General features: G+C 67.5%; 11 protein-coding genes. 7 read left to right on the forward strand and 4 right to left on the reverse strand.

The window, feature by feature from the left end:
* Window positions 1-164: 164 nt before the first annotated feature.
* Window positions 165-1,727: an amidohydrolase gene (locus tag M3498_03035; GenBank protein MDQ3458269.1), complete on the reverse strand. Its 1,563-nt coding sequence runs from the start codon at window positions 1,725-1,727 to the stop codon at window positions 165-167.
* A gap of 576 nt (window positions 1,728-2,303) precedes the next feature.
* Here M3498_03035 and M3498_03040 point away from each other — a divergent pair.
* The gene (locus M3498_03040; protein MDQ3458270.1) at window positions 2,304-4,337 is read left to right on the forward strand and encodes a hypothetical protein; all 2,034 of its coding nucleotides are present in this window, start codon (window positions 2,304-2,306) and stop codon (window positions 4,335-4,337) included.
* A 94-nt stretch (window positions 4,338-4,431) separates the two neighbouring features.
* Here M3498_03040 and M3498_03045 read toward each other — a convergent pair whose 3' ends face one another.
* The 3 genes from M3498_03045 to can form a co-directional block, all read right to left on the reverse strand.
* Entirely contained in the window at window positions 4,432-4,767 is a 336-nt protein-coding gene (locus M3498_03045) for an RNHCP domain-containing protein (protein MDQ3458271.1), read from the reverse strand.
* A 105-nt stretch (window positions 4,768-4,872) separates the two neighbouring features.
* Window positions 4,873-5,241, reverse strand: a complete 369-nt coding sequence (locus M3498_03050) for an HIT domain-containing protein (GenBank protein ID MDQ3458272.1) — start codon at window positions 5,239-5,241, stop codon at window positions 4,873-4,875.
* Window positions 5,242-5,273: 32 nt separating this feature from the next.
* Window positions 5,274-5,927 (reverse strand): carbonate dehydratase, encoded by a 654-nt coding sequence (can, locus tag M3498_03055; GenBank protein ID MDQ3458273.1) that lies wholly within the window; start codon window positions 5,925-5,927, stop codon window positions 5,274-5,276.
* Window positions 5,928-6,204: 277 nt separating this feature from the next.
* Between can and M3498_03060 the strand changes: the two genes are divergently transcribed.
* From M3498_03060 to M3498_03085, 6 genes are all read left to right on the forward strand, one after another.
* Window positions 6,205-6,741, forward strand: coding sequence for a 2'-5' RNA ligase family protein (locus M3498_03060; GenBank protein MDQ3458274.1), 537 nt, complete (start codon window positions 6,205-6,207; stop codon window positions 6,739-6,741).
* Window positions 6,742-7,410 (forward strand): hypothetical protein, encoded by a 669-nt coding sequence (locus tag M3498_03065; protein MDQ3458275.1) that lies wholly within the window; start codon window positions 6,742-6,744, stop codon window positions 7,408-7,410.
* Window positions 7,411-7,522: 112 nt separating this feature from the next.
* The gene (locus M3498_03070) at window positions 7,523-8,629 is read left to right on the forward strand and encodes a DUF3810 domain-containing protein (GenBank protein MDQ3458276.1); all 1,107 of its coding nucleotides are present in this window, start codon (window positions 7,523-7,525) and stop codon (window positions 8,627-8,629) included.
* Window positions 8,630-8,765: 136 nt separating this feature from the next.
* Complete coding sequence (locus M3498_03075) at window positions 8,766-9,761, forward strand: hypothetical protein (protein MDQ3458277.1); 996 nt, start codon at window positions 8,766-8,768, stop codon at window positions 9,759-9,761.
* Window positions 9,762-10,064: 303 nt separating this feature from the next.
* Window positions 10,065-11,591, forward strand: coding sequence for an ABC transporter substrate-binding protein (locus M3498_03080; protein ID MDQ3458278.1), 1,527 nt, complete (start codon window positions 10,065-10,067; stop codon window positions 11,589-11,591).
* Window positions 11,592-12,109: 518 nt separating this feature from the next.
* Window positions 12,110-12,305, forward strand: a 196-nt coding sequence (locus M3498_03085) for a DNA recombination/repair protein RecA (GenBank protein ID MDQ3458279.1), incomplete at its 3' end; no start/stop codon positions are given.

Consider the following 12,305-nt stretch of genomic DNA (forward strand, 5'->3'; position numbering starts at 1 on the left):
AAAAATCCCCTCGAGCTCATTTGTCTAGAGGGGCATTATACCTGATACCTGAGGAAAAATTCTCGACCACCGCGAGTACGGCAAAGGTCGCCTACGGGCTCTCATCAGCGCGAGATGGAGCCTTGCCCCGCGGGAGGAAACGGCAAGGGTGAAAGAACGCGGCCCTAGCCCTCGAGCTCTCTCGTCCACCTCCCCGCCAGCATGGTGCCCAGGACCTCGAGCCCGTCCAGGCTCTCCAAAGGGTTGTGCGAGAGGACCACCAAGTCCGCGTCGAAGCCCTCCTTTAGCTGCCCCGAGCGCGCCTCCCGGCCGATGGCGAAGGCCGCGCCGCGGGTGTAGGCCGCCAGAGCCTCCTGGACGCCTATGGCCTCGTCTGGGGTCAGGGTCTCGCCTCCCTCCCCTCGGCGCTCGGTGGCGGCGCGGAGGCCCAGGCGCACGTCGGGGTCGGCGACCGGCGTGTCCGAGCCGAAGGCTAGGTGGGCGCCGGCCGCCAGGAGCGAGCGAATCGGGTAGGCACGCCCTAAGCGGTCGCCCAGGAGCTCTGAAATGCGCTTGGCGTCGAAGACGAGGTGGTAGGCCTGCACGGAGGCGATCGCGCCGAGCCGCGCCAGCCGCTCCAAGTCGTCTGGGTGCAGGTGCTGGACGTGCTCGACGCGTGGCCTCAGACCAGCGGCCTGAAGCGCGGGCAGGTTGGCCTCGAGCGCGTCCAAGACCGCGCGGTTGGCGGCGTCGCCGATGGCGTGGACGACCGGGGTCAGGCCGGCGGCGATGGCCTTGGGCAGGCGCTCGGCCAGGACCTCGGGGCCGTGGACGGCCATGCCGGTGTTGCCGGGGCCTCCGTAGGGCTCGAGCATCCAGGCGGTCAGGCTGCCGAGCGCGCCGTCGGCGAAGAACTTGGCGCCGCCGACCGTGAAGCGGTCTCCCCCTTGGCCGGTCGCCAGGCCGATGGCCGCGGCCGCCTCGATGTCGTCCTGGTTGATGCAGGCCCAGACCCGAAGGGGGTAGCTCTGGCGGGAGGCGGCCAGCGCCAGCTCTCGCCAGTAGGCGGCCGGTTCGTAGTTCATGTGGTGGACGCATGTGATGCCGAGCCGGGCCAGGTCCTCGCCCGCGAGCTCGAGCGCGCGGCGGATGTCCTCGTCGCTGGGCGCGGGCACGGCGGCGCCCACCAGGCGCTGGGCGAGCTCGAGCAGCATGCCGGTCGCCTCGCCCGCCTGGTCACGGACGATCACCCCGTCCCGCGGGTCGGGCGTGTCCCGGGTTATGCCCGCCGCCGCCAGCGCGAGGCTGTTGACCCAGGCGCTGTGGTGGTCCTGCGAGCGCAGGTAGACGGGATGATGCGGCGCGACCTTATCGAGGAGCCCCTTGTCCAGGCTGGTCACGCTCCAGCGCGCCGTCGAGAAGCCCGCGCCCACGAGCCAGGTCCCCGGCTCGGCCGCCTGAGCGCGCTCGGCGACGCGCGTCAGGGCCTGCTCGAGGCTAGGCGCGTCCGCGAGCTTGAGCTGCGAGAGCTCGAAGCCGTGCTGGGTCAGGTGGACGTGGCTGTCGTGAAAGCCGGGCAAGAGGCAGCGCCCCGCGAGGTCCACGCGGCGCGTACCGGATAGGGCCGTGCCCTGCACGCCGTCGTCGAGCTCGAGGATCTTGCCGCCGCGCAGGGACAGGGCCCCTACCCGCGGCCGCGCCGGGTCCATGGTCAAGATGGTACCGTTATAAAAAATCGTGTCGGGCATGCTGTCTCTCCTAGATATCCTCTCCTAGATATCCTCTCCTAGATATCCTCTCCTAGGCATCGGTTCAGGCGCCGTTTCCGGGCATCTTTCGCTGCATCTTTCGCTGCATCTTTCGCTGCATCATTCGCTGTGTCACTGCATGCAGTGCCCGCTCGTGAGTCAACCGAGGATATCACTGCGCGGGGCCGGAGCGGCCCCGGCGAACCTGGCCGCGCTGGAGCGGTCACCGCGTGAGCCCCTCGAGGGCCCAAGGTCTTATGGATACGGGTGCCTTACGGACAGCCAGGTACGGACAGCCAGGTACGGACAGCCAGGTACGGATACCTTGCCGCCGGTTTTGCAGGCGTTTCGTCCCTTTGATACCTTTGCCCCTACCTGCCTTTGCTAAGATTGTAATGCGCCTGATCTCTGTGTCAGAGCATGTGGCAGTAGGATAGAGGATCTGGTCGGTGACCAGAAAGACCAGCATGACGTGACAAGTGAGAAGTGAGGATTCGGAAGTGGAGGTCCAAAATGACAGATGATGAATTCCGCCGCCCCCGCTGGGGGGTAGCTTGCAGGGCGATAGCAGGATTGGTGGCGTTGCTCGTCATGATGGGCTGCGCGAGCGGTGACAGAACGCCGGTCGCGCCGCCGGCCGATCCGCCGCCGGCCAGCGCGCCGCCGGCCGTCGTCAGCTTCAGCCTCGTCGACGCCGACACTGACGAGCCGATCACCGGCTTCGATCCCATCCGCGAAGGCGCGACGCTGGACCTCAGCCAGGTGACGGCGAGAAACCTCAACATCCGCATCAATACCGACCCGCCAGGCGCCGGCAGCGTCGTCCTGAGCGTGGTCGGCGACAGCCATAACCGCGTTCAGAACAGCGCGCCCTACACCCTTTTTGCGGATAGTGAAGCCGGCTTGACGGCCGAGCCCGGGGCCTATCATCTGAGCGCCACGCCTTATGGCGCGAGCGGCGGCCAGGGAACGGCGGGCGAGCCGCTCAACCTCAGCTTCAGGGTGAGCGACGGCCAGAGCCCAGCGCCACCGGCTACGCCTGATGAACCCCCTACGCCTGGCGAGCCCGGTACGCCTGAAGTGCCCGGTACGCCTGAAGCGCCCGTTGGGACGAGCCTCGCGGTGCGGATCGCCGGGAGCCCGAGCGGCCTGAGCATCAAGCACATCGGCGCCAACGCCGACGTGTTCAACAACGACTCCTTTGACATCGAGGACGTGCGCGAGCTCGGCCTCACCTCCTACCGCTACTTTGGCGGTATGGAGGAGTTCGAGCCTACCGACGATAACGGCGTCTACGGCTCGCCGTCGATGGCCGAGATGAGGCAGATCTTGAGCAGCGACCCCTCGCGAGCGGGCGAGTTCGTCAACTGGGCCGCCTTTGACCGCAACATGGCGGCCTACGGCGACATCTTGAGAGACCTCTATACGGTTCCCGACATGCAGCCAATCGCGATGTTGCGAAACAGCGCCAACCGGGGCGAATCCTGGCTGCCCTGGCTGGGCGCTCCCATCACCTCCTGCAGCGCCCCCGACGGTTCGCGCGTCTTTTGGCCGGAGTTCAGCGAAGCGGACTGGAACGAGTGGTGGCAGCACGTCTTTGCCGTCGCCTACTGGATCAACGTCCGCAACGGCGCCGATATGCGCGTCGATCGCTGGTCGCTGCACAACGAGCCCAACCAGCAAAACGAGTTGCATTCGGAGGGCTGGTGCGGCACCAAGGAGCAGTACCTCGAGTTCGTCAAGTACACCAGGGACGCCATCGACTTCGTCTACGAAACCTACCTGGACGACCGGCCCCGCTGGCTCCACGGCGGCGTCCTCTCGGGCGGGCCAAGCCGGCGAGAGTGGCTGCCCGTCTTGTTTCGTGACGGCGGCGGCTCGAGCTTTGCGGACAGGAACTACTACCAGCCGTCGATGTTCAACGTCATCGACCTTCATGGCTTTTACGATACTATCAGGAGGGTGGTGCCCTGGGCGCGCGAGGTCGCCCGCGAGAGCGGCGTGCCCGCCTATGTCCGCGACTATCCCATCTGGGTGACGGAAATGGGCGCGCACGGCCGCCGCGCCGAGGGGCACTGGGATCAGATCCCTTCGATCATCGACAACCTCATCGACAACCTGATCACCGTCTCCACGCCGGGCGACAGCTACGCGGAAGGCGTCCTGGTGTGGCGGATGTACGACGACGACGACCTCGATAACGCCGTCGGCGGCAACATCCAGCACGCTGTCGGGCTGATGAAGGGCGACCGCAGCAGGCGGGCGGGCTTCTACGCGCTCAAGCTGGCGATCATGGCCCTAAACGGCGGCAAAGAGGTCTTCCCCACGCAGCTGCCCGCCGGCACCAGCGACGTCATGGCCATCACCACGCGCGAAGCGCCGCAGGGCTACAACCTGCTCATGAGCAACCGCTCCGAGAGCGCAGCCCACGACGTTCAGGTCGATGTCTCGGCGCTGCTCGGCTCCGGCAGCGCGGAACTCTACCGCTTCGACGACGCCCGCAGGGGCGCCGAGAGCACCGAGAGGCTGGCGCTGCTCGAGGTCTCCGGCGGCCAGTTGCGCTTCAACCTGCCCCCGCAGTCGGTGGTGCTGGTCCGCTTCCAGCCCTGAGGCAGAGCAAAGGGGCACCTCCGCTTCCCACGGGCCCTTGCCCGTTCACCTCGCTCCTTTGGGCCTGAGCCGGCGACCGCGCCCAGCCTGAAGACTAGCGACGAGGCGCGCGGCTCAACTCGACAAGCTTTTCGTAGTCGTCGGGCGTGACCGGATCATCCAAAGCTGCCTTGTTGCGCCGCAGCGCGCCGCAGGCCCGGCAGCGGCTCACGATCAGCCAGCCCTTCTTGGCGCTGTGATCCACGGCCACGGGCTCGAGCAGACCGCCGCAGTCCGAGGCGCGGTCGCCGGGATAGATGTCTAGGTGCAAGGAGTAGAGACAGCGCGGGCAGTGGTTGCGGCAACCTCCGCCCGCCAAGGGGGGCACCTCGAGCCCGCAGTGGAGGCAGCTGAAGCCGGTGTTCCGGCCTTGCGCGATAAACCGCCGCATGCTTATGAGTCTATGCGCGGTCGGGGCGCCCTGTGGTCTTCCCGCGTCCCACTCCCCTAGTCCTCACGCGCTAGGCGCTCGAGGGAGGGGTGGAGGTCACGCCCGTTACTTCGCCAGCATCGGCCCCAGGCGGCGGCCGCCGAAGAGGTGCATGTGCAGGTGGTAGACCTCCTGGCCGCCGTCACGGCCGCAGTTGATCATGACGCGGTAGCCGCTCTCGGCTACGCCCTCCTCGCGCGCCAGCCTGGCGGCGACGGTGAAGAGCCGGCCCAGGACGGGCTCGTCTTCCTCGCTGGCGTCGTTGATGGAGGCAATGGCCTTGTTGGGGACGATCAGGACGTGGGTGGGCGCCTGCGGGTTGATGTCGCGAAAGGCGGTCACCAGCTCGTCCTGGTAGAGGATGTCGGCGGGCACTTCGCGGCGGATGATCCTGCTGAAGACCGTCTCCTGTCCTTCTTGTCCTTCTTGCGGCATGGTTTTCTCCTTTTCATGCTAGCGCGGACTGCTTACCGGCCTGCTTGGGGTCGGGCGTCAAGCGCGTCCATGCGGTAGACCGGCGAGATCTGCTTGGGCCCATCGATGTTGAGCTCGAGGTCGCGCAAGAGGCCGTCCGCCAAGCGGTAGATCCAGCCGTGAACGGTGAGGTCCTGGCTCCGCGCCCAGGCGTTTTGCACGATGGTCGTGTGGCAGACGTTGGCGACCTGCTGGCCGACGTTGAGCTCGCAGAGCAGGTCGAGCCGGCCGTCGCCCGCAGCCTCGAGCTCGGCCTGGTAGCGCCACGACACGTCGCGGACGTTGCGCAGCCAGTTGTCGATGAGCCCGTACTGGCGTGCGTCGAGCGCCGCCTGCACGCCACCGCAGCCGTAGTGCCCGCAGACGATGACGTCGCTTACGCGCAAGACCTCGACCGCGTACTGCAAGACCGAGAGGCAGTTTAAGTCGGTGTGGACGACAACGTTGGCGACGTTGCGGTGGACGAAGACCTCACCGGGCAACAGGCCGATGATCTCGTTGGCGGGCACGCGGCTGTCGGCGCAGCCGATCCACAGGTACTTGGGGCGCTGCTGGGCCGAGAGGCGCGCGAAAAAGGCCGGGTCCTCGGCCAGCCTGCGCGCCGCCCAGCGGCGGTTGTTCTCCAGGAGCTGCTCGAGCTTGTTCATGAGCCATTCTATATCAAGTGCCTTTTCAAACGCCGCTTTTGCGTTTGAAAAGCGCGCGTGAGCGCGTACACTTAAACGTCCTCGGTTTATGGTACTTCGTAAGGCACTTGGTATTACTAGGGCGCGCGGAAGATGGCCAGAGAACACGGTCCACAGCCCGGCCCGGCGTTAGGATAGGAGCATGAGCAAGAAGGAATCGGGCCGGGCAGCCGGGGCCGGTAAGGCGCCCTCGCAAGGCTGATCCGGCAAGGTAGCGAAAGGCGGCGTAGACTAGAGCATGCACGCGCTCGTTTCGGTCTTGGAGAGGCGCTACTACCGCGAGGTCGAGAGGCTGTGGGACCGGCTCGAGGGCTGCTGCGACCTCAGCCAGATCCGCCTCACGCCGCTGCCCCACCTCTCCTGGCAGCTCGCCCAAGGCTATGACGAGGAGGCGCTCCTGCCCGCCTTGGAAGCTCTTGGCGCCGAGCTCGAGCCCACTACCGTGCGCACCGTCGGCCTGGGCATCTTCAGCGGGCCCGCCCCCGTCCTCTACCTGCCGGTCATCAAGGACCGGGCCTTGCTCGAGCGCCACGCGCGCCTCTGGCAAGCCCTCGCTCCGCACGGCCAGGGGGTGTCGGCGCACTACCATCCCGACCGCTGGGTCCCGCACATCACCCTGGCGCACGGCCCCGTCAGCGCGGCCCAGATAGTACGGGCCGCCGAAGGGCTCATTTCGGAACCCTTCGACTGGACGCTTGAGCTCGACAACCTCGCCCTCGTCTGCCAGGAGGGCGACGAGGTCGGCAGGCTCATCCGCAGCTTCGCGCTGGGCTAGATGGCGCTTAGGGCCCAGGGGCTCGGCCGCTACCGCGAGGGGCGCGCGCTCTTTTGGGAGCTGTCGCTCAGCCTGGAGGAGGGCCGGTGCCTCGGGCTGATGGACTGCGAGGCCAGGCTCGAGCGCCTCGAGACCGAGCTGATCAGGCTCGAGGAGGCGCTCATGGACCCCCTGCGCCTGGGCGAGCGCGACCTGAGGCGCCTGCGGGCGCGCCGGCGGGAGCTCTTAGACGAGCTCTCGCTCCTCTATGACGCGCCCCTGCCTCCACCCGCACCGCGCCTCGAGCGCCGCGAGGGGCCGGTGCGGGTCTGGCTCGAGGAGGAAGAGGCGGGCCGCGCCCTGCTCCTCTCCAATGCCGGGCTGCGCCTGCGGCTCTTGGGGTACGAAACGGGTACCGGTCACCTGGCGCTGGGGGCGGAGGAGGACCGCTGTACGCTCCTCTGGGCGCTGCAACCAGCCCTGCGCGCGGCGGCGCGGCTGGCCTTCGAGAGTTTGGGCGTTCACGTCCTGCAGGTGCAGAGCGAACTGGACCTGCGGGAGGCGGGCTTTCTCGACGCCGGTGGCGGTTGGTGGCTCCAGAGCCGTGACGACTTCGAGCGCCGCGAGGGCTTCGTCCGGCCCTCGGAGCGCGCCTCGAGGCGCAGGCGCCCTAGGAGACGCGGCGCATGACCCCGGCCCTATGACCCCGGCCTCATGACAACGGCCTGCATGACCCCGGCCTCATGAAGAGGCCTTAAGACAAGCATCACCCGCTGCCGCCCGGGGAACGGTAGCATGAACCGTGCCCCCAGCCCGCAGCTTCGTCCTGCCCGCGCTCACCGCCGCGGCGGGCCTCTTTGTTGCCCTCTGGACGCTCCTGCCGGTCCCTTCCGCCTGGGTGGACCACTACTACAGCCGCGGCCTCTACCGCGCGCTGGCCGCCTTGCTGGTGCCGCTCAGCGACCTCGTCCCGCTGTCCTTGAGCGGCCTGGCGCTCACCCTGGCGCCCGCTCTGCTGGCGCTCCTCATGCTGCGCGGCTGGCGGCGGCGCAAGAGTGCCAGGGAGTGGCTGCTGCGCTGGTCCAAGCACCTCCTGGGCGGGCTGCTGGGCCTCTACGTGCTCTTTCTCGTTCTCTGGGGCCTCAACTACGGGCGCCCGCCGCTCGAGGCGCGGCTGGGGCTCGAGCTCGAAGCGCCGAACATCGAAGAGGTGGCGCATTTTGCCGGCGGCCTCGCCGCCATCATCTGGGAGACCGCGCCGCCCGAAGGGACGCGCGACCGGGCGCGGGCGCTGGCCTCCTTGCGCGCCGCCATCCGCAGCCTCGTCCTCGACTGGGAGGGCCGTCAGGTGACGCTGCCCAGCCGGGTCAAGACCACCCCGGCGGGGCTCCTGCTCTTGAACAACACCGCGGGCGTCGTCTCCCCTTTTTTCCTCGAGGCCCACGTCGACGGCGGCCTGCCCGAGTACAAGTTCTTGGCGGTGGCCGCCCACGAGCTCAGCCACCTGGCCGGCTACGGCGGCGAGGCCGACACCGACTTCATCGCGGCGGTGGCCGGTTTGCGCGCCGGCGACCCCTATGCCCGCTACAGCGTGGCCCTGAGCCTGTTCGAGGGCTTTGCCAGGCGGCTGCCCGCCGACCTGCGCGGTGACCTGGTGGAGGGGCTGCCCGAGGCGGCGCGGCGCGACCTCGAGGCCGCCCGCGCCGTGCGGCTCCGCTACCGCAACGCCGGCCTGCAGCGCCTGCAGGGCGCGCTCTACGACAGCTACCTGCGCGCCCAGGGCGTGAGCGCGGGCGTCGCCGACTACGGGCGCGTCGTTGAACTTCTGCTGGCCGCCGAACGCCGGGGCTTGCGCGTGCTGGGGCCGCCGGAGACGCTGGCGGTGTCGGAAGCGCCAAGCCCGCCCTGAGAGACCATGCCAGACAATAGGAACCAGTAGGAACCGTGCCAGACGATAGGCCACCACCAGTACGCCGCGAGGCGCCCTTATACTGATATACTGAGCCCTTATACTGAGCCCTACTGGGCCCTTATAATGAGCCCTAATGAGAAGGTGCCATGACCCCATCCTCCGGTCCTTTAGCGAGGACGACTATCCCGCCCTGGCCGAGCTCCTGACGCTCGTCTACCCCGACAACCCCGTCAGCGCCGAGGACCTCAGCTACGAAGACGAGAGCCGGGGCAAGGTGTGCCGGTTCGCTCGCTGGCTGGCAGTCCTGGACGGCGACGGTGGCGGCGACGGTGGCGGCGACGGTGGCGGCAGGGTTATCGGCGAGGCCGCCTACGGCCAGGACGCCGACATGTACCACCCGCGCAAGTTCTGGCTCAAGATCAACGTCCACCCGGACTTCGAGGGGGGCGAGATCGAAGGGCTGCTCTTCGACAAGCTCATGACGGCCTTGGCGCCTTATCAACCTCTCTCGCTCCTCACCAATATCCGCGAGGACTACGCGCTCGAGCGCGCCTTTTACAGCGCCCGCGGCTTCGAGCAGGTGATGAAGCACATCGAGCAGCGCCTGGTGGTGGCGAGCTTCAACTCAGCGGGCTACCAGGACGCGCTCGAGCGGGTGACGCGGGGGGGCATCGTCATCAAGTCGTATGCCGAACTGGAGAGCGACCCGGAGCGCGACCGCAAGCTGTGGCGCCTGCGCAACGAGCTCGACCAGCAGGTGCCCTTTGCCGAGCCCGTCACCCCCGTCTCCTTTGAGTGGTTCGAGGAGAACATCTTGAATCACCCCAACATCCTCCTGGGCGGCCTCCTGGTGGCGGTGCGCAAGAACGATTACGTGGGCATGACCGCGTTGCTAGCGGGTGCCCGCGACCGGCAGCTGAACACCGACCTCACCGGAGTGAGGGGTGACGCGCGCCGCCAGGGCGTCGCCCTGGCGCTCAAACTGCGCGCCATCGAGTACGCCAAGATCCACAACTACACGGCCATCCATACCTGGGTCGCCGAGAGCAACCGGAGCATGCTGGTCATCAACAAGAAGCTCGGTTTCGGCGTCCGGCCCGCCTGGCTCGAGTACGTCAAGCGGCTCTAAAAGACGATCGCCAGCTCACCCTCACCCGAGCGCCTGCCGGGTTTCTTCCTGGCTGAGATCGAGGACTGCTTGAAGCGTCCCTTGACCGAAGGCGGGCGGACCCTTGGCGGGTCACCTTGACGTTCCTGGAGGGCGGCGGTTAGACTCTTTCCACAAGCGTCTGGTCGTTTGGCAGCTCGGTGAGGCTGTCTTTGCGGGGTAGCACCGTTTCCACACGCTTGCGCCACGCGCTCACCCGGCGTTCAGCTCTCGTCACGACACTTCAGCACGATACTTCAGCACGATACTTCAGGAGGTCTCCATATGCCGAAAGCAAGCCTGTCGTCTCTCTTCGTGGCCCTGCTCCTGCTTGGCCTCTTCGGCGCGGCCGGCGCCCAGCAGGTCCGCGAGCTGGTCATCGCCCAGGGCATCGACATCCCCGGCTTCGACGTTCACGATCACAACAACACCGCGGTCGAGGCCGTCCACACCAACCTTTTCGACTACCTGCTGTGGCGCGACGCCGAGGGCGAGTGGCAACCGGCGCTGGCGACCGGGTGGGCGCCGGAGGGGGAGACCGCCTGGCGTTTCACCTTGCGCGAAGGCGTCCTCTGGCACGACGGTGAGCCCTTCACCGCCGCGGACGTCAAGTTCACCTTGGAGCGCGTCGCCCGCGACGAGAGCCTGCTCGAGTACGGCAACTACCGCCAGATTCGCGAGGTCGAGGTCGTGAACGATCACGAGATCCTCATTCACACCGAGGCGCCCGATCCCATCTTGCTCAACCGCCTGAGCCGCCTGGGCTCGAGCATCCTGCCCAAGCACCACGTCGAGGCGGTCGGCTGGGACGGCTTCGCGGTAGATCCCATCGGCACCGGGCCGTTCAGGTTTGTCGAGTGGCGCCGCGACGACCGGGTGGTCATGGAGGCCTTCGATGAGCACTGGCGCGGCCGCCCCGCCTGGGACCGGCTGGTCCACCGCACCATCCCCGAGGCCTCGACGCGGGTGAGCGAGCTCCTGACCGGCGGCGTGCACATCGCCACCAACATCCCCACTCAGGACGCCGCGCGGGTCGAGGCCGGTGACGTCGCCCGCGTCGCCCCCTGGCCGACCGCGCGGGTCATGCTCTTCGTCGTCAACACCGACGAGGGCGGGGTGACCGGCGACGCCAGGGTGCGCGAGGCCATCGACTACGCCATCGATAACCAATTGCTCATCGACGCGCTGATGGGCGGTCTCGGCACGCCGGTGCGCGGCCGCGTCACCCCCGGCATCTCGGCGGTGCCGATGGAACTCTACGACAGCTACCTCTACGACCCCGAAGAGGCCGTGCGCCTCCTGGAAGAGGCCGGCTACGGTCCCGGCGAGCTGACCGTCAGCCTGCAGGGGCCGGCCGGGCGCTACCCGCTCGACGCCGAGATCGTCGAGCTGGTCGGGGTCATGCTCGAGCAAGTCGGCGTCAACGTGCAGCTGGAGACGCTCGAGTGGAGCGCCTATCTGAGCCGCATCTGGGACGTCAACCAGGTGGAGAACCTGGGTCTGATCGGCCTCGGCAACTCGATGTTCGACGGCTCCCTGGCCCTGGCCGCCCTCACCTGCGACGGCTCCTACGCCGAGCGGACGAACTGGTGCAACGAGGACTTCGAGCGCCTCTTCTACGAGGCCGAGACCGAATTGGACGGCGAGCGCCGCGCCGAGCTCTTGCGCGAGGCCTTCTACATCGTGGCCGAGGAGCGCCCCATGATCTTCCTTTTCCAGCTCGAGAACCTGGCCGGTGTCAACGTAAACGTCGACTGGTCGCCCAGGCCCGACGAGATGCTGTGGATGTTCGACGCCCAGCCGGCCGACTGAAGGCTTGGCCCAAGAGCAGGCCGGACGCAAGCGTTAGCGTCCGGCCTGCTCTCTTGGGCCGAGCGACGGCTCGCTCGGCAAAGGCGGCAGCGAGCTCGAGCCTTATCTCCCGGGCAGCCTTCCGGCCACGGACGACAGCTCCGGCTCGAGCTTTTCGAGCCAGTGCCTGGGCAGACGGGCTAGAACGTTCTTGGCATCGAGCACCCTCTCCTCCTTCTCGTCACTTGTCACACGGTCCGAGGCGAGCGCGGATGATGAGCATTGTGCGACACCTCCGGGCTCGAGGTGGTGCTGCAAAACGCGGGCGGGCTAGGACCCTGACCGGAGGGCTCGGCGTTCGTCCAAGCTCGAACGGGTCGCTCTACGGCAAGGGCTTCCGGCTCGACCCCGACGGAAGGCGCCCAGCAGAGGCTGCACTACATCACCTCAATGCTTTACATTACCTCAATATTTAAGGTATCCTATAGAGGCTATGGAGTCCACGGCTGGTCGTGAGGCTCGAGCCCTAAGGAGCAGCCATGACCCTAAGCGCAGAACGGCAGAAGTCGCTGGACAGCACCCTCCTGAAGATCGAAAAGCAGTTCGGTAAGGGCGCCATCATGCGCTTGGGCACCGACAGCGGCATCCTCGACCAGGGCGTCATCTCCACCGGCTCGATGTCGGTGGATTTGGCCCTCGGCGTCGGCGGCGTGCCCAGAGGCCGCGTCGTCGAGA

The organism is Deinococcota bacterium (assembly GCA_030858465.1).
Taxonomy (GTDB): domain Bacteria; phylum Deinococcota; class Deinococci; order Deinococcales; family Trueperaceae; genus JALZLY01.